Raw genomic sequence first — 17048 nt, 5'->3', positions numbered from 1 at the left:
AAAAACCAACAATAACACTCAGAGGAAAACACTATGACGCGCCGTGCTATCGGGGTGAGTGAAAGACCGCCGCTTTTACAGACAATCCCGCTTAGTTTGCAGCACCTGTTCGCCATGTTTGGCGCAACCGTGCTGGTGCCAATCCTGTTTCACATTAACCCGGCTACCGTGCTGCTGTTCAACGGCGTCGGTACGCTGCTTTACCTCTTTATCTGTAAAGGCAAAATTCCGGCCTATCTCGGGTCGAGCTTCGCCTTTATTTCTCCGGTACTGCTGCTGTTGCCGCTGGGTTATGAGGTCGCGCTGGGCGGCTTTATCATGTGCGGCGTGTTGTTCTGCCTGGTCTCCTTCATCGTGAAGAAAGCGGGCACCGGTTGGCTGGACGTGATGTTCCCGCCTGCGGCGATGGGCGCCATCGTTGCCGTCATCGGCCTGGAGCTGGCTGGCGTGGCGGCGAACATGGCCGGCCTGCTGCCGGCGGATGGTCAGTCACCGGATTCTAAAACCATCATTATTTCGCTGGTGACCCTGGGCGTAACGGTGTTTGGCTCCGTGCTGTTCCGCGGTTTTATGGCGATTATCCCGATCCTGATTGGCGTACTGGCGGGCTATGCGCTCTCCTTCGTGATGGGCGTTGTGGATACTACGCCGATTGCCGAGGCGCACTGGTTCGCGCTGCCAACCTTCTACACCCCGCGCTTCGAATGGTTTGCAATCTTCACTATTCTGCCTGCCGCGCTGGTGGTAATTGCCGAGCACGTCGGCCACCTGGTGGTGACGGCGAACATCGTGAAGCGCGACCTGATCCGCGACCCGGGCCTGCATCGCTCCATGTTTGCCAACGGTTTCTCCACCATCATCTCCGGCTTCTTCGGCTCCACGCCAAACACCACCTACGGCGAGAACATCGGCGTAATGGCGATCACCCGCGTCTACAGCACCTGGGTTATCGGCGGCGCGGCGATCATCGCCATTTTGCTCTCCTGCGTCGGTAAACTGGCGGCAGCGATCCAGATTATCCCGGTGCCGGTGATGGGCGGCGTCTCGCTGCTGCTGTACGGGGTGATCGGTGCCTCCGGTATTCGCGTGCTGATTGAATCCAAAGTGGATTACAGCAAAGCGCAGAACCTGATCCTGACCTCCGTTATCCTGATTATCGGGGTGAGCGGCGCGAAGGTGCACATTGGCGCAGCGGAGCTGAAGGGCATGGCGCTGGCGACCATCGTGGGCGTCGGCCTCAGCCTGATTTTCAAGCTGATCTCGGTGATCCGCCCGGAAGAGGTGGTCCTGGACGCGGACGAAAGCGAAAAAGCGCCTCATTGATCGTCATGCCGGGCGACGGATCGCCCGGTTCTCTCCTTGCAGGTTCCGTGTTAAACTCCATTCCGATTTTATGTAAGATCTCTGGTTGAGGTATTTCTGAACGGACCGGCACAGCTCTCTCTGCCACTTTATCTCCCTGACGATGAAACTTTCGCGAGTTTCTGGCCGGGTGATAACCCCTCTTTACTGGCTGCACTGCAAAACGTGCTGCGCCAGGAACACAGCGGATACATCTATATCTGGTCACGCGAAGGCGCGGGGCGCAGCCACCTGCTGCATGCGGCCTGTGCCGAGCTTTCGGCGCGCGGCGATGCGGTCGGCTACGTGCCGCTGGATAAACGTACCTGGTTTGTGCCTGAAGTGCTTGAGGGCATGGAACATCTCTCCCTGGTCTGCATCGATAATATTGAATGCGTGGCGGGGGATGAGCCGTGGGAAATGGCAATCTTTAACCTCTATAACCGCATTCTGGAGTCGGGCAAAACCCGACTGCTGATCACCGGCGATCGTCCACCGCGTCAGCTTAATCTTGGGCTGCCGGATCTGGCGTCTCGTCTGGACTGGGGGCAAATCTACAAGCTGCAACCGCTGTCGGATGAGGACAAACTCCAGGCGCTCCAGCTGCGGGCAAGACTGCGCGGCTTCGAACTGCCGGAAGACGTGGGCCGTTTCCTGCTGAAGCGGCTGGATCGCGAGATGCGCACGCTCTTTGATACGCTCGATCAGCTCGATCGCGCGTCCATTACCGCCCAGCGCAAGCTGACCATTCCGTTTGTGAAAGATATTCTTAAGCTGTAGTTATGCCGGGTGGCGGCGACGCCTTACCCGGCCTATGGCTTTGATTTTTTTGCCCGGTGGCGGCTACGCCTTACCGGGCCTACGAAAACCGCTCTCCTTGTAGGCCGGGTAAGGCGCAGCCGTCACCCGGCTAAAGATCCCCCACCAAGTGCTCCACCAGCAGCGGAATCGGCCTTCCCGACGCCACGCTCCTGCCGTTCTCCCGCCATAGCGCCGTTCCGCTGATGTCCAGATGCGCCCACGGGATCGTCGGCGGGCAGAAGTGGTGGAGCAGCCACGCCGCCGACGCGCTGATCGCCGCATTGTTGGTCGGCGTGTTGCACAGATCGGCGATGGCGCTGTCGGTCTGCTTTTTCAGCCGCGCATCCAGCGGCAGCGACCACACCTCGTCACCGCTCCGTTTTCCCGCCCCCGTCAATGCTTCGCGCAGCGGTTCATCCTGCGTCATTAATCCGCTCAGCTCATACCCCAGCGCCTTCACGACCGCGCCCGTTAGCGTTGCCATATCAATGATATAGCGGGCCTGCGGGTGCCGCTGGCTGGCCCAGGCGATGGCGTCTGCCAGCACCAGCCGGCCCTCTGCATCGGTATTATTAATCTCAACGGTGGTGCCGTTGCAGGCCGTTGCCACCGTGCCGGGCTGCATCGCCTCCGGGCCGATAGCGTTTTCCGCCAGCGCCAGCACGCCCATGATGCGTACGGGCAATTTCAGCTCCGCAACGGCCAGCATCAGCCCGAGCACGTTAGCCGCGCCGCACATGTCATATTTCATGGTGTACATGCCCGCGCCTTCCTTCAGCCACAGGCCGCCGGTGTCAAAGGTAATGCCTTTACCGACATAGCAGCGTATCGGGCCGTCAGAGACACCGTTATAGTGGACAGCGAGCAGACGCGGCGGGCAGGCCGCCCCTTTGCCAACCGCGTGCAGCAGCCCAAGACCCTGCTCAACAATATCCTTTTCGTTCAGCACCTCGCAGCGCAGGGCAGGGTAGGCGGCACACAGTTTTTGCGCCTCTTCGACCATAAACTGCGGCGTACAGCGGTCAGACGGTATATCCGCCAGTCGCCGCGCCGCGACCATTCCGAGGGCAATAGCCTGCTGCTGGCGGAAGATCGTCTCCAGCTTCGCCCGCTGTTCCGGCAGGCAGAGGGCGGTGATGCACGTAAGACGCACCGCGTCGTCCGTTTTCTTGAGCTTCAGATCGCTCAGCCTGTGCGCCTGGTTAAAGAGAAATCGCAGTACCTGCGCCAGCACCACCTCGTCGATATCCGTCACGTCCAGCACGATATCGGCGCTGGCGGGGGCGGCAAGCAGCGGCCGCAGGGCAGCGAGCAGCCCTTCGGTCAGAGCGTCATGCCAGAGCCCATCCGGCAGCAGGGTGATACGGGCAAACGGCGCGCAGCCAAAGCGGGTGTCCGCAACGGTACTCTGCTGGCGCATTTCATCGACAAGCGCGCTTTCCGGTAAAAGAGAACTGGCCGAGCGCGCAATCAAATGGCTGTTCGGCTTCGCGTCCGCAAGCGCGCTGATAAACTGATACGTAATCATCATGACTCCTCAATGGGCGCGCGGATCCGCGCGGCATAGGCCTGCATCCACGCCTCGTCTACCGCATGATAATGCGTTTTCTCCCGCAGGCGCTCGGTACGAAAAACCGTGAGCGGCTGGCGGGCCGTCGCCACCACAAACGAGAAGGTTTTGATGTTGGTTGCGGCGCCAAACTCGCCTCTGTTGTTCATGCACACCACGGAGAGATCGCCCGCGCGGCCAAAGCGCGACATCAGCCTGTCTTCCAGTTCAAAGACGACCGAATCCGCCGCCTGCTGCGGCGTCATGCCCTGAGCCATCCGGCGAACGATTTCGTAGCTGGTGCAGCCTTTCATCAGATCTTCACCCACGCCCGTGGCGGTGGCCGCCCCGGTTTCGCTGTCGCAGTAAAAGCCGGAGCCGATAATCGGCGAGTCACCGAGGCGACCGCGTTTTTTCATGAACAGGCCGCTGGTGGAGGTGGCAACGCTCATTGAGCCCTGTTTATCGAGACCGATAACGCCGACGGTGTCGTGCCCATCGTAGGGGCTTAACCCCTTATCCAGCGTCTCGCGGCAGCGCTTGCGGTAGTGCTGCATGGCCCGTTCGGTGAGCATGCTTTTGTCGGTAAAGCCCTGGCTCAGTGCCCACTCGCGCGCGCCCTGGCCGACCAGCAGGCTGTTGTAGCGCTGACGGCTGAGCGCATGCGCCACGCGCACCGGGTTGGCGATATCCACCAGATTCCCCACCGCGCCGAACGCCAGCGTGTCGCCGTCCATATACGCCGCGTCCAGCTCCACCTCACCGTTTTCGGTCGGCAGCCCGCCGTAGCCGACGGATTTATACAGCGGGAAGTCCTCCACGGCCGCGACGGCATCAACCACCGCCGCAGCGACCGGTTTTCCCGCCGCCAGGGCAGACGCAGACTCTGTTACCCCTTCAAGCGCCATTCGCCAGGTTGCGATAATTCCCCACATGCTTTACTCCTGTTTTGCAAGGGTGGTGTCGGTTTGCGTCACCGGGGTCAGTTCCGCGGCGCGGTACTGTTTATCCACGATACGCATGAAAGGCAGGTACAGCATGGCGCCAATCAGCAGGTTGATCAGCTGCATTACGCTGCCGCTCAGGTGGCCGGTGACGATAAAACCGCTGATAACCGGCGGCAGCGTCCAGGGGATAAACACCCCGGTGGTGACGGCGACCGCGCCAATTTTCATCGCCACATACTGCACGGTGACCAGCACCAACGGCACCAGGTTGAACGGGATAAGCATGATCGGGTTCATGATCACCGGCAGGCCAAACAGGATCGGCTCGTTGATGTTAAACACCGATGCCCCTGCGCCGAGGCGCGCCACTTCACGCATGTTTTTGCTGCGGGCGAAAATCAGCATCGCGATCACCAGCGACAGCGTGGCCCCCGCGCCGCCCATCCAGATCATGTCAAAAAACTGTTCCGTGATAATGTGCGGCGGCGTCGTCCCCGCCTGGATCGCGGCGATATTATCGGTCTGGTTCTCCATCCACAGCGGGCGAATAATGCCGTTGATCATCGAACCGGAGTTAATGCCCACTGACCACAGAATGGTGATGCTGAATACCGTCATCAGCGCACCGAAATAGGAGGTGCCGTAGTGGCGCACCGGGGTAGCAACCACTTCATAAATAAACTGGTGGATGGTGCTGTAATGGGTGTTTTCGAAGATGATGCGGATGATAAGCACCAGAATCATCACCAGCAGGGCCGGGATCAGCGCCGCGAACGACTCCTGTACCGCCGGGGGCACGCCGTCCGGCATTTTGATGACCAGCTTTTTGCGCTTCAGCCAGCAGAACAGTTCCGTCCACAGCAGGGAACCGATCATCGCCACGAACAGCCCTTTGCTGCCGATCCACTCCACCGGCATCACGGTAATACCACCGTTTTCCGCCACTTTGATAAAAGGCGTTAGGATCAGAAACGCGACCAGCGCCAGGATGCCGCAGGAGATGCGGTCCTCGCCGTAATATTCCGCCAGGCGGTAGGCCACCAGGAAGCTGATAAACAGCGACATGGTCGAGAACACCGCGTTGAAGGGGATCTCAATAATCGCGCTCCAGCTGTCACCAAAGGCCTGAGACATAAACTGCTGATAGGCCTGGTTAGGGAAAGAGGAGATCACCAGCAGGATGGAGCCGACGATGATAAACGGCATGAATGAAACGTAGGCTCCACGGATGGCCCCAAGATGGCGCTGCTGGGCTGTTTTCGCCGCCAGCGGCATCAGTTTTGCTTCAAGAAATCCCAGAACATTGTTCATTGTGAACTCCGTACAAGATTGAGGGGTGTGGTTTATGTTATGTCTGTGGATTATCAGTGAAGCGCGGCGAACGAAAGGTGAAATCGGTCACAAAGCATTCGCTGCTGCATAATAAATCTCATGAGATTGGTTTCGGAGAGAGACGCGATGGAAATCAAACTGCATGCCAACGCTACGACCACGCCGCGTATCCGTCGCTACCTTCAGCAGTCCGATAAAAGCGACAGAGAGCTGGCCACTGAGCTGGGGATCTCGGTCACCACCGTCAGGCGCTGGCGCAACCGCGACCAGGTATCGGATAACCACACTACGCCCAAAGTGATACACAAAGCGTTGAGACAGGAACAGGCGGCACTGATAAATGCCCTGCGGGATATCACCGGTGCGCCGCTGGATGAGCTGCTGCTGTTGGTGAATGACGGGCTCGGGATCGCCGTTTCCCGCGCGACCCTGAACCGCTACCTCAAGCCGGCTTCGGTAAAACAAAAGGGGGCTTTGTTGCAGGGCAAAAAGGCGCTGAAGGCCGGCATCATGCCGCAGAAACTACTCCTGCATCATCAGCCGCTGTCGCTGCATATGGACGACGGTGGCGAGCAACATCTGCTCTGGGCGCGTGAACCCGTCAGCGGCTGGTGCTACGCCCGGCTTTATGCCGGCGTTTCCCCGCAATTGTTAACCCGCTGGGCGAATGAGGTGCTGGAAGCGTGTCCGGCAGATATTCAATCTGTTGAGACTTTTGGACTGGCGGTGACGCTGCCGGGGCACAGCGTTAGCGTGAAAGCGCATCCGCAGCAAATCCGCGCCGTACTGGTGGCGCTGCCGTTACGCGACATCATTCCACGGGTGAACAAAGAACCGATGGGAGAGCTGTTGATTCAACTGTGTGAGTATTACAACCGGGGGAAAGCGCAGAAAAAGCTGGGAGAGCGTACGCCGCAGGCGTTTCTGGAAGCGCTGCGGCGTAACGATTAGACGATCTCGAGCACGTCTTCCGGCGGACGACCGATACGCGCCTTGCCGTTCGCCACCACAATCGGACGCTCAATCAGCTTTGGATTATCGACCATTGCCTGGATCAGCCGCTCTTCAGTGAGATGTGTATCGTTCAGATTGAGCGATTTATACAGATCTTCTTTCTGACGCATCAGCTCGCGCGCGCTGCTCATATCGAGCATCTTAAGCAGCTGACGGATCGTCTGCGCATCCGGCGGCGTCTCCAGATACAGCACCACTTCCGGTTCGATGCCGTTAGACTTCAGCAGGCTGAGGGTGTCGCGGCTCTTGGAGCAGCGAGGGTTATGATAAATTTTTACCGCGTCTGTCATGACTTCTCCTTTATTACATCTTCTCGTACGGCTTAAAGCGTTGTTGCAGGCCGCGCAGCTGGTCGATTCGCGCGTCGTAACGGGCCTGTTGCAGGCTGCCGAGTTTCACCTGTGAACTGGCGCTGCTCAACAGGGAAATGGCCTGGTCGAGGCGGCCCGCCAGCGCCAGACCTTCCGCACGCGCGGCCAGCTCCTGATCGCGGTTACCCAGTTGCCCCTGCGCCTGGGCGAGCAGCTCCCAGCCGTTCTGGTCATCTTTATTGTTAAAGGTGTAGCGGTTCAGAATGGTCACCGCCTCGCCGGGCTGGCCGCCCTGTAAATAAGCGTTCGCCAGGTTAAGCTGCAATACCGGATTGTTACGAAGATCTTTCGCCCCTTTCAGGCGATTAATCGCATCGGTCGCTTTTTTCTGTCCCAGATCGATATCGGTGGCGAGGTCGAGATACCATGGATTATTTGGGGCCGCCGCCAGAAGCGGCTGTAGCGCTTTACGCGCTTCATCATATTTGCTGGCCTCCATAGCCTGGAGCGCCTGACCATACTGCGCCGCGTTTTTCTCGCGCACGTTGCCTTTCGCCAGCGCGTCCAGCAGATCGCTGGTGAGCTGATTACGCCCGGAGTTGTACATGCCAAGCGTTCTCACTTTTGCCATGTAGAAATCCTGCGAAGACTGCACGACCACCGGACGCATCTGGTTGGCACGGTTACGCGCATCCGAGAGGCGGCTTTCCGGCAGCGGGTGGGTCAACAGAATTTCAGGGGGACGCGACGAGTAGCGTGCCTGGTCGAGCAGTTTTTCCAGGAAGCTCGGCATGGCCTGCGGGTCAAAGCCTGCACGCTGTAAAACCTGAATGCCGATGCGGTCTGCCTCTTGCTCGTTCTGCTGGGTAAAGCTGATCATCCCCTGACGCGTTCCCGCCAGCGTCCCGGTGAGGGCCGCCATCCCGGCCTGCGGGCTGGCCATCGCCAGCAGAATAGAGCCCAGCGCGCCCACCCAGGTCAGCGGCGCGTTACGCTTCTGGTCTTCCATCGCACGCGCCAGATGGCGCTGGGTAACGTGCGAAATTTCGTGCGCCATGACCGACGCCAGCTGGCTTTCATTATCGGAATAACGGAATAACGCCGAATGCAGCACCACGTTCCCGCCAAAGAAGGCGAAGGCGTTGATTTCGTCGTTATTGATTAAGAAGAAGTGGAAGGGCGTTTTTACCGAGTCCGCGTGCGCCACCAGCCGCATCCCCAGACCGTTGATGTACTGGACCAGCAAAGGGTCGTTGATCAGTGGAGCACTGCCGCGCAGCTGGCGTACGTAATAATCCCCCATCTGCATCTCCTGCCCGATGGAGAGCGTGCTTCCTGCCGTGGTGCCCATGTCCGGCAATGAATCGGACGAGTCAGCGAAAGCGGGCAACACCTGGCCGACCGTCACGGCGGCAATCAGTGTCGCAACCAGTGTTTTTCTCAACTGCCTGAACATAACCACTGTCCTGTATGTTGGATGTGCTAATTTGACCGATGAACCCGCATAACGTTCATCTCCGCTGCCCTGCGAGTGTAGCCGTGTTATGAGATGAAGAAAATCCCATTCATCAGGGTTTTGCGAAACCTGACAGTGGAACAAAAAGGAAAGTCTTTTTTGTGACAGTTAGATACAATTCACCGTCTCACTCCCGCCATTCGATTCAGGGAAGGGTTGTATGCTCGAAATGTTAATGCAGTGGTATCGGCGTCGGTTTAGCGATCCGGAAGCCATTGCTTTACTGGTTATTCTGGTTGCCGGATTCGGTATCCTGTTCTTCTTTAGCGGCCTGCTGGCTCCTCTGCTGGTGGCGATCGTGCTGGCGTATCTGCTGGAGTGGCCCACCGCGCGTCTGGAACATATCGGCTGTTCCCGCCGCTGGGCGACCAGCATCGTGCTGGTGCTGTTTGTCGGTATACTGCTGCTGATGTCCTTCGTGGTCATGCCCATCGCCTGGCAACAGGGGATATATTTGATCCGCGATATGCCCGGCATGCTGAATAAACTGTCTGATTTTGCCGCCACGCTGCCGCGCCGCTATCCCGCGCTGATGGACGCCGGGATCATTGATGCGATGGCCGAAAATATGCGCGCCCGCATCATGACCATGGGTGATTCGGTGGTGAAGTACTCGCTGGCCTCGCTGGTAGGGCTGCTGACCCTGGCCGTCTATCTGGTCCTCGTGCCGCTGATGGTGTTCTTCCTGGTCAAAGATAAAGAGCAGATGCTGAACGCGGTACGCCGCGTGCTGCCGCGCAATCGCGGCCTGGCCGGGCAGGTCTGGCAGGAGATGAACCAGCAGATCACCAACTACATTCGCGGCAAGGTGCTGGAGATGATCGTGGTGGGCGTGGCGACCTGGGTTGGCTTTGTGATCTTTGGGCTGAATTATTCGCTGCTGCTGGCGGTGCTGGTTGGATTCTCGGTTCTGATCCCGTATATCGGCGCGTTTGTGGTGACCATTCCGGTCGTCGGCGTCGCGCTGTTCCAGTTTGGTCTGGGCACGGAGTTCTGGAGCTGCTTCGCGGTATACCTGATCATTCAGGGGCTGGACGGTAACCTGCTGGTGCCGGTGCTGTTCTCAGAAGCTGTTAACCTGCATCCGCTGGTGATTATTCTGTCGGTGGTGATTTTCGGCGGGCTGTGGGGTTTCTGGGGCGTGTTCTTTGCCATACCGCTGGCGACGCTTATTAAAGCCGTGGTCCACGCATGGCCGGATGTGCCGGCGGTGGAAGAGAAGTAGTTTTGCCGGGTAGCGCTGCGCTTACCCGGCCTACTTATTCTTGTAGGTCGGGTGAGGCGAAGCCGCCACCCGACACTCACTTTCAGGCACTTTCTTTCAGCCAGTTCAACACCACGTCGTGGTGATTACTGGTTTTGAAGTCGTCAAACACGTGCTCAACTTTACCGTCAGCGCCAATCAGGAAGCTGATGCGGTGGATCCCGTCGTAGGTTTTGCCCATAAAGGACTTCTCACCCCAGACGCCAAACTGCTCGCAAACCTGGTGGTCTTCATCGGAAAGCAGCGTGAAGTTCAGCAGCTCTTTTTCCGCAAAGCGTGACAGCTTTTCTGGCTTATCGGTGCTGATGCCCAGCACTTCCACACCGATTTTCTTCAACTCATCCATGTTATCGCGTAAACCGCAGGCCTGTACGGTACAGCCCGGCGTCATGGCTTTCGGGTAGAAATAGACCAGAACACGCTGTCCCTGGAAGTCGGTCAAATTTACTTGCTCGCCGTCTTGATCCGGTAAGCTAAATTTCGGTGCGATATCACCGGCTTTCAGTGGGTTCATTACTCAACTCCATCCTGTTCGTGCTGCGAATAATCGACGACGCTTATACTGCCTTGCGCGTGTAATTCTGTACAGAGGGCTTTGAATGCTTGCTCGATATTTGACGCATCCTGCGAGGCAGGGCTGTGGGCGGTAATTTGAATAAACAGCGTCGGGATGGCGTTCTCATCACCCGGCTGTGTGCGGGAAACCAGTTCGGCAATGTTCATCTGATGGCTGTCAAACAGCGCCGTAAAACGTTCAATCAGATGAGGTGAATCAGGCACTTCAACCTGTACCCAGACCGTGGCAGGCAGAGCCGGACGCGGGCGCGCGGTGGTGCGCTTCATCACAATCAGTAAATCCAGCTCTGCGCCCTTCAGCGGCAGGGTAGATTCGATGAGGGTAATGGCATTCCATGTTCCGGAAAGCAGCATAATGAACGTGAACTCTTCACCCAGCATAGCCAGCCGGCTGTCTTCGATATTGCAGCCGCAGCTGCTCACGTGGCGAGTGATGGTATTCACGATACCCGGCCTGTCAGCACCCAGCGCAGTGATAACCAGGTAATGTTGTGATGAGGTTGTCAAACCTGTTCTTCCTTTGCGTGGTTAAGTCTTCCTAAGGAAAGCATAAAAAAAACATGCATACAACCGCCTGAGAGCCTCAGGTCGCTTGCTTTTATTACAGTTCCAAACGTAACATTGAGGCTCTTGTTCGCACAGAGGATGGCTCATGTTCACGGGAAGTATTGTCGCGCTTGTTACACCGATGGATGAAAAAGGTAATGTCTGCCGGTCAAGCATGAAGAAGCTCATTGATTACCATGTCGCCAATGGAACCTCGGCGATCGTTTCGGTAGGGACTACCGGTGAATCCGCAACGCTGAGCCACGACGAGCACGGCGACGTTGTGATGCTGACCCTTGAGCTGGCTGACGGGCGTATTCCGGTCATCGCGGGTACGGGCGCAAACGCAACGGCTGAGGCCATTAGCCTGACCCAGCGTTTTAACGACAGCGGCGTTGTTGGCTGTCTGACGGTCACGCCTTACTACAACCGTCCTACTCAGGAAGGTTTGTTCCAGCATTTCAAAGCCATCGCCGAACATACTGACTTGCCACAAATTCTGTATAATGTGCCGTCTCGTACCGGTTGCGATATGCTGCCGGAAACCGTTGGCCGTCTCTCGAAAGTAAAAAATATTATCGGGATTAAAGAGGCGACAGGGAACTTAAGCCGCGTTCATCAGATCAAAGAGCTGGTTTCAGACGACTTTATCCTGTTGAGCGGTGACGATGCGACCGCGCTGGACTTTATGCAGCTCGGTGGAAATGGCGTGATTTCCGTGACGGCGAACGTTGCGGCGCGCGATATGGCTGACATGTGCAAGCTGGCCGCAGCCGGTCACTTTGATGAAGCTCGCGTGATTAATCAGCGTCTGATGCCGTTGCACAATAAATTATTTGTCGAACCCAATCCGATCCCAGTGAAATGGGCATGTAAGGAGTTGGGGCTTGTAGCAACCGACACGCTGCGTCTGCCAATGACACCTATTACCGACCACGGTCGTGAAATTGTCGCTGGCGCGCTGAAGCATGCCGGTCTGCTGTAAAGTTTAGGGAGATTTGATGGCTTATTCAGTACAGAAGTCGCGCCTGGCGAAGGTTGCGGGTGTTTCGCTTGTTATGCTCCTCGCTGCCTGTAGTTCAGACTCGCGCTACAAGCGCCAGGTGAGCGGTGATGAATCCTATCTTGATTCGCCGCCGCTTGCTGAACTTCACGCGCCTGCCGGCATGATCCTGCCGATCCAGAACGGTGATTATAATATTCCGGTCACGAACGGTAGCGGTCTGGTGGGTAAAGCGCTCGATATTCGTCCGCCGGCTCAGCCTCTGGCGTTGGTGAGTGGCGCGCGTACTCAGTTTACCGGTGATACGGCCTCTCTGCTGGTGGAAAGCGCACGCGGCACCACGCTGTGGCCGCAGGTGGTGAGCGTAATTCAGTCGAAAAATTACACGATTGATAAACGCGACGACGCCAGTCAGACCTTAACCACCGACTGGATTGAGTGGAACCGTCTCGATGAAGATCAGCAGTATCGCGGTCGTTATCAAGTCTCCGTTAAGCCGCAGGGTTATCAGCAGGCGGTTACCGTTAAGCTGTTAAATCTTGAGCAGGCGGGCAAACCGATTGCCGATCCGGCTGCCTTGCAGCGCTACAGCACCGAAATGCTGAACGTGATTGCAGCGGGTCTGGATAAGAACGCCACCGATGCCGCTAACGCCGCGCAGAACCGTAACGGTTCAACGTTTGACGTGCAGAGCGGTGCCGATGATACCGGTCTGCCAATGCTGGTGGTGCGTGCGCCGTTTAACCAGACCTGGCAGCGTTTGCCGGCTACGCTTGAAAAAGTGGGCATGAAGGTGACCGACAGCACCCGTTCAACGGGCAGCATCACAGCGACCTATAAGCCGCTGTCCGATAGTGCCTGGCAGGAACTGGGGGCAAGCGATCCGCAGCTGCCTTCCGGTGACTACAAAATCCAGGTCGGCGACCTCGATAACCGCAGCAGCCTGCAATTTATCGATCCGAAAGGACACACGCTGACCCAGTCGCAAAACGATGCGCTGGTCGCTGCCTTCCAGGCCGCATTCAGCAAATAATAGCGAGGGCTGGATAATCCAGCCCTTTTTATTTTCGTGCTACGCAAACGTGTGCGTGGCATAATATGCCCAGTTTTGAATACAAATCATCACACCAGGAGTAATGAAGATGCAGAAGCAAGCTGAGTTGTATCGTGGCAAAGCGAAAACCGTATACAGCACGGAAAACCCGGATCTGTTGGTGCTCGAGTTCCGCAATGATACGTCAGCAGGAGACGGTGCGCGCATTGAGCAGTTCGATCGTAAAGGCATGGTGAACAACAAGTTCAACCACTTCATTATGACCAAGCTGGCCGAAGCCGGTATCCCGACTCAGATGGAAGCGTTGCTGTCCGATACGGAATGTCTGGTAAAAAAACTGGATATGGTGCCGGTTGAGTGCGTTATCCGTAACCGTGCCGCAGGCTCCCTGGTGAAGCGTCTGGGCATTGAAGAGGGTATCGAACTGAATCCACCGCTGTTCGATCTGTTCCTGAAAAACGATGCCATGCACGACCCGATGGTCAACGAATCCTACTGCGAAACCTTCGGCTGGGTAAGCAAAGAGAACCTGGCGCGTATGCAGGAACTGACCTACAAAGCCAACGACGTGCTGAAAAAGCTGTTTGATGACGCGGGCCTGATCCTGGTCGATTTCAAGCTGGAGTTCGGTCTGTACAAAGGCGAAGTGGTGCTGGGCGACGAATTCTCTCCGGACGGCAGCCGTCTGTGGGACAAAGAGACGCTGGATAAAATGGATAAAGACCGTTTCCGCCAGAGCCTGGGTGGGGTGGTCGAAGCGTACGAAGCGGTTGCTCACCGTTTAGGCGTTAAGCTCGACTAATACGCGCATTTGCCAAAGGATGTTTGCATCCTTTGGCGTCTTATCCTTGTTTACTATGGTAATCCTTTCATTAACCGCCTACGATCATAGCTATTATAAATGGAATAGTTCGAGGTGTTTATGCGCTGGCAAGGGCGTCGTGAAAGTGACAACGTAGAAGACAGACGCAGCAGTGGTGGCGGTGGTCCGTCTATGGGCGGGCCAGGTTTCCGGTTACCCAGCGGCAAGGGCGGTATTATTCTGCTGGTCGTGGTGCTGGTGGCGGGCTACTACGGCGTCGATCTGACCGGTTTAATGACCGGTGAAACCGGGCAACAGCAGCAGTATTCGCAGCGCTCCATCAGCCCGAATGAAGATGAAGCGGCGAAATTTACTTCCGTTATTCTCGCGACGACCGAAGATACCTGGGGTCAGCAGTTCGAGAAAATGGGGCGGACCTATCAGCCGCCAAAACTGGTGATGTACCGGGGCGCAACCCGTACAGGCTGCGGCACCGGACAGTCCGTGATGGGGCCGTTCTACTGCCCGGCGGACAGCACCGTCTATATCGATCTCTCCTTCTATGACGACATGAAAAGCAAGCTGGGCGCTGACGGCGATTTTGCCCAGGGCTACGTGATCGCACACGAAGTTGGCCACCATGTGCAGAAGCTCCTCGGCATTGAGCCTAAGGTGCGTCAGATGCAGCAGAATGCGTCTCAGGCGGAGGTGAATCATCTTTCCGTGCGCATGGAGCTTCAGGCGGACTGTTTCGCTGGCGTCTGGGGACACAGCATGCAGCAGCAGGGCGTGCTGGAAACAGGCGATCTGGAAGAGGCCCTGAATGCCGCCCAGGCGATTGGGGACGATCGCTTGCAGCAGCAGAGCCAGGGGCGCGTTGTGCCGGACAGCTTTACCCACGGCACCTCCGAACAGCGCTACAGCTGGTTTAAGCGTGGCTTCGACAGCGGCAACCCGTCACAGTGTGATACCTTCGGCAAAGCAATGTGATGCTGGGGTTTGAAGCGCTGGTTAGTCAGCTTCAGCGTACCGGGCACCGCCGGCTGGTGGTGCTCAGCGGCGATGAAGCGTGGACGTTGAGCCAGGCGACTACCCTGCGCGACACGTTACCGGGAGACTGGCTGTGGCTGGAGGAGAACCCGTCTAAGTCCATCAGCGGCCTGCTGGGACGTGAATACCTGCACGCCGTTTTTGACGCGCGAGACGGGTTTGACGTCTCGGCCTTCGCCGCCCTCAGCGGGACGCTGCGCGCCGGGAGCCTTCTGGTGCTGCTGGTGCCGCCGTTCGCCGTCTGGGCCGACAGGCCCGACAGGGATTCTCTGCGCTGGAGCGACAGCGCAGAGCCGATCGCCACCCCGCACTTTGTTCACCATTTTTGCCGGACGCTTGCCGCCGATTCGGACGCCATCGTCTGGCAGCAGCACCATTCCCTGCACCTTCCCGTTGCGCCAGATGTCCCCGCCTGGCAGCCCGCCAGCGGTGAACCGCAGCGCGAGCAGGCTGAGATCCTCGACGCCCTTCTGACGATGCCTGCGGGCGTGGCCGCCGTTACGGCACCGCGCGGGCGCGGAAAGTCAGCGCTGGCAGGCATGTTGCTCAACGGCATACGCGGGAATGCGGTGGTGACGGCACCGGCCAAAGGGGCAACGGACGTCATCGCGCGTTTCGCCGGCGAATATTTTCACTTTATGGCCCCGGATGCGCTGCTGGCCTCCCCGTTGCATGCCGACTGGCTGATTGTCGATGAGGCGGCCGCTATTCCCGGCCCGCTGCTCGAGATGCTGGTGACGCGATTTCCGCGCGTGCTGTTAACCACAACGGTACAGGGCTATGAAGGAACGGGCAGGGGATTTCTGCTTAAATTCTGCGCCCGGTTCAGCGGGCTGCGGCGTTATACCTTATCTACGCCCGTTCGCTGGGCTGCCGGATGTCCGCTTGAGCGGATTGTGGCGAACGCGCTGCTGTTTGACGATGCGCTTATCGACCGCAAACCGGAAGGCGAAGTATGTTTAAGGTCGCTGGAGCCACGCGCGTGGGAGAGCGATCCGGCGCGTGTGGCAAGCGTATACGAACTGCTGTGCGCCGCGCATTATCGCACCTCACCCCTCGATTTACGCCGGATGATGGACGCCCCCGGCCAGCACTTTGCCGTTGCGCACGCGGGCGCCGACATCGCGGGCGCGCTCTGGCTGGTGGAGGAGGGGGGATTATCCCCTGAACTGAGCCGCGCGGTATGGGCGGGCTTTCGTCGGCCGCGTGGAAATCTGGTGGCGCAGTCGCTGGCGGCGCACGGCGGATCGCCCCTCGCGGCGACGCTTCAGGGCCGACGCGTCAGCCGCATTGCGGTTCATCCCCATCGCCAGCGGGAAGGCATCGGCCAGCGGCTGATCCGCAGCGCCAGCGGAGAAGATTATCTCTCGGTCAGCTTTGGCTTTACCGACGAGCTGTGGCGCTTCTGGCAGCAGTGCGGTTTTGTGCTGGTGCGAATGGGCAGCCATCGGGAGGCGAGCAGCGGGTGCTATACGGCGATGGCGCTGCTGCCGCTAAGCGAGGCGGGGCATCAGCTCTGCGAGCAGGCACATCAACGTTTATGTCGTGATATGCGCGTCCTGTCGGCCTGGAACGGCGAAAAGATCCCGGTGACGGATGCGTGGGAAGCTACCCTTAATAGTGACGACTGGCTGGAGCTGGCGGGATTTGCCTTTGCGCACCGGGCGTTTTCGACCTCGGTAGCGGCACTGACCCGGTTGTTGTCAGCCGTGGAGATGCCGCTTCCAGCGCTGCGCGGAAAAATGGCAGGGCATACGCACGACGTCGGACGGAAAGCGTTGCTGGCAAAGTTACGCGAAGAAACCGCACAAGCGCTTGAAAGGCTTGATTATCCCCGCAGCCAGCAGCTGAAAGCCGACATTTTGCAATGGCAATTTTTTCAATGACTTCTTCAGTAAAGTGGCATGGTCATTACCCCGCAGAGGCGTAAAATCCTGCTTAT

At 58.0% G+C, this 17048-nt stretch carries 16 protein-coding genes; 9 read left to right on the top strand and 7 right to left on the bottom strand.

The window, feature by feature from the left end:
* Nucleotides 1-33: 33 nt before the first annotated feature.
* Together uraA and IM300_RS12165 are read left to right on the top strand one after the other, a co-directional pair.
* Entirely contained in the window at nt 34-1323 is a 1290-nt protein-coding gene (uraA, locus tag IM300_RS12170; RefSeq protein ID WP_063450489.1) for a uracil permease, read from the top strand.
* Between the two features lie 96 nt (nt 1324-1419).
* Nucleotides 1420-2121, top strand: a complete 702-nt coding sequence (locus tag IM300_RS12165) for a DnaA inactivator Hda (protein ID WP_211482948.1) — start codon at nt 1420-1422, stop codon at nt 2119-2121.
* A gap of 130 nt (nt 2122-2251) precedes the next feature.
* Here the strand turns inward: IM300_RS12165 and IM300_RS12160 are convergent, their stop codons facing one another.
* Genes IM300_RS12160 through celB form a run of 3 tightly spaced genes read right to left on the bottom strand, consistent with a single transcriptional unit; the run spans nt 2252 to nt 5949 of the window.
* Complete coding sequence (locus tag IM300_RS12160) at nt 2252-3670, bottom strand: M17 family metallopeptidase (protein WP_193036760.1); 1419 nt, start codon at nt 3668-3670, stop codon at nt 2252-2254.
* The gene (locus tag IM300_RS12155; protein ID WP_193036680.1) at nt 3670-4626 is read right to left on the bottom strand and encodes a N(4)-(beta-N-acetylglucosaminyl)-L-asparaginase; all 957 of its coding nucleotides are present in this window, start codon (nt 4624-4626) and stop codon (nt 3670-3672) included. Before IM300_RS12155 ends, IM300_RS12160 begins: the two co-directional genes overlap by 1 nt.
* Nucleotides 4627-4629: 3 nt before the next feature.
* Nucleotides 4630-5949: a PTS cellobiose transporter subunit IIC gene (celB, locus tag IM300_RS12150; RefSeq protein ID WP_193036678.1), complete on the bottom strand. Its 1320-nt coding sequence runs from the start codon at nt 5947-5949 to the stop codon at nt 4630-4632.
* Between the two features lie 147 nt (nt 5950-6096).
* Between celB and IM300_RS12145 the strand changes: the two genes are divergently transcribed.
* The gene (locus IM300_RS12145) at nt 6097-6921 is read left to right on the top strand and encodes a helix-turn-helix domain-containing protein (RefSeq protein ID WP_193036677.1); all 825 of its coding nucleotides are present in this window, start codon (nt 6097-6099) and stop codon (nt 6919-6921) included.
* Here the strand turns inward: IM300_RS12145 and arsC are convergent.
* A complete protein-coding gene (gene arsC, locus IM300_RS12140) occupies nt 6918-7274 on the bottom strand; it encodes an arsenate reductase (glutaredoxin) (protein ID WP_063868050.1) in 357 nt (118 codons plus the stop codon). The two genes, IM300_RS12145 and arsC, sit on opposite strands and share 4 nt — an antisense overlap.
* 13 nt (nt 7275-7287) lie before the next feature.
* Nucleotides 7288-8751, bottom strand: coding sequence for a beta-barrel assembly-enhancing protease (bepA, locus tag IM300_RS12135; protein ID WP_063450483.1), 1464 nt, complete (start codon nt 8749-8751; stop codon nt 7288-7290).
* Nucleotides 8752-8971: 220 nt separating this feature from the next.
* Between bepA and IM300_RS12130 the strand changes: the two genes are divergently transcribed.
* Nucleotides 8972-10036 carry an AI-2E family transporter gene (locus IM300_RS12130; RefSeq protein ID WP_063868052.1) on the top strand — a complete coding sequence of 355 codons (1065 nt, stop codon included), beginning with the start codon at nt 8972-8974 and terminating at the stop codon, nt 10034-10036.
* Between the two features lie 82 nt (nt 10037-10118).
* Here IM300_RS12130 and bcp read toward each other — a convergent pair whose 3' ends face one another.
* Nucleotides 10119-10589 (bottom strand): thioredoxin-dependent thiol peroxidase, encoded by a 471-nt coding sequence (gene bcp / locus IM300_RS12125; RefSeq protein ID WP_193036675.1) that lies wholly within the window; start codon nt 10587-10589, stop codon nt 10119-10121.
* Nucleotides 10589-11158: a glycine cleavage system transcriptional repressor gene (locus tag IM300_RS12120; protein ID WP_000213743.1), complete on the bottom strand. Its 570-nt coding sequence runs from the start codon at nt 11156-11158 to the stop codon at nt 10589-10591. Before IM300_RS12120 ends, bcp begins: the two co-directional genes overlap by 1 nt.
* Before the next feature lie 145 nt (nt 11159-11303).
* Here IM300_RS12120 and dapA point away from each other — a divergent pair, with 145 nt between their 5' ends.
* The 5 genes from dapA (at nt 11304) to IM300_RS12095 (ending at nt 16992) form a co-directional block, all read left to right on the top strand.
* Nucleotides 11304-12182, top strand: coding sequence for a 4-hydroxy-tetrahydrodipicolinate synthase (gene dapA / locus IM300_RS12115; RefSeq protein WP_063450481.1), 879 nt, complete (start codon nt 11304-11306; stop codon nt 12180-12182).
* A gap of 16 nt (nt 12183-12198) precedes the next feature.
* A complete protein-coding gene (bamC, locus tag IM300_RS12110) occupies nt 12199-13233 on the top strand; it encodes an outer membrane protein assembly factor BamC (RefSeq protein ID WP_063868060.1) in 1035 nt (344 codons plus the stop codon).
* 109 nt (nt 13234-13342) lie between these two features.
* Nucleotides 13343-14056 (top strand): phosphoribosylaminoimidazolesuccinocarboxamide synthase, encoded by a 714-nt coding sequence (gene purC / locus IM300_RS12105; protein WP_001171626.1) that lies wholly within the window; start codon nt 13343-13345, stop codon nt 14054-14056.
* A gap of 120 nt (nt 14057-14176) precedes the next feature.
* On the top strand, nt 14177-15046 hold the full coding sequence (locus IM300_RS12100) for a neutral zinc metallopeptidase (RefSeq protein WP_063450479.1): 870 nt from the start codon (nt 14177-14179) through the stop codon (nt 15044-15046).
* Nucleotides 15046-16992, top strand: a complete 1947-nt coding sequence (locus IM300_RS12095) for a tRNA(Met) cytidine acetyltransferase TmcA (protein WP_193036673.1) — start codon at nt 15046-15048, stop codon at nt 16990-16992. Before IM300_RS12100 ends, IM300_RS12095 begins: the two co-directional genes overlap by 1 nt.
* Nucleotides 16993-17048 lie beyond the last annotated feature (56 nt).

It is taken from the genome of Enterobacter cloacae complex sp. I2, from assembly GCF_014896205.1.
Lineage (GTDB): Bacteria > Pseudomonadota > Gammaproteobacteria > Enterobacterales > Enterobacteriaceae > Enterobacter > Enterobacter quasihormaechei.
This window is presented reverse-complemented; position numbering and strand designations above follow the sequence as displayed.

Coding starts and splice junctions, on each gene's coding strand:
- uraA (WP_063450489.1), top strand. CDS start 34: ATGACGCGCCGTGCTATCGGGGTGAGTGAAAGACCGCCGCTTTTACAG.
- IM300_RS12160 (WP_193036760.1), bottom strand. CDS start 3,670: ATGATTACGTATCAGTTTATCAGCGCGCTTGCGGACGCGAAGCCGAAC.
- IM300_RS12155 (WP_193036680.1), bottom strand. CDS start 4,626: ATGTGGGGAATTATCGCAACCTGGCGAATGGCGCTTGAAGGGGTAACA.
- celB (WP_193036678.1), bottom strand. CDS start 5,949: ATGAACAATGTTCTGGGATTTCTTGAAGCAAAACTGATGCCGCTGGCG.
- IM300_RS12145 (WP_193036677.1), top strand. CDS start 6,097: ATGGAAATCAAACTGCATGCCAACGCTACGACCACGCCGCGTATCCGT.
- arsC (WP_063868050.1), bottom strand. CDS start 7,274: ATGACAGACGCGGTAAAAATTTATCATAACCCTCGCTGCTCCAAGAGC.
- bepA (WP_063450483.1), bottom strand. CDS start 8,751: ATGTTCAGGCAGTTGAGAAAAACACTGGTTGCGACACTGATTGCCGCC.
- IM300_RS12130 (WP_063868052.1), top strand. CDS start 8,972: ATGCTCGAAATGTTAATGCAGTGGTATCGGCGTCGGTTTAGCGATCCG.
- bcp (WP_193036675.1), bottom strand. CDS start 10,589: ATGAACCCACTGAAAGCCGGTGATATCGCACCGAAATTTAGCTTACCG.
- dapA (WP_063450481.1), top strand. CDS start 11,304: ATGTTCACGGGAAGTATTGTCGCGCTTGTTACACCGATGGATGAAAAA.
- bamC (WP_063868060.1), top strand. CDS start 12,199: ATGGCTTATTCAGTACAGAAGTCGCGCCTGGCGAAGGTTGCGGGTGTT.
- purC (WP_001171626.1), top strand. CDS start 13,343: ATGCAGAAGCAAGCTGAGTTGTATCGTGGCAAAGCGAAAACCGTATAC.
- IM300_RS12100 (WP_063450479.1), top strand. CDS start 14,177: ATGCGCTGGCAAGGGCGTCGTGAAAGTGACAACGTAGAAGACAGACGC.
- IM300_RS12095 (WP_193036673.1), top strand. CDS start 15,046: ATGCTGGGGTTTGAAGCGCTGGTTAGTCAGCTTCAGCGTACCGGGCAC.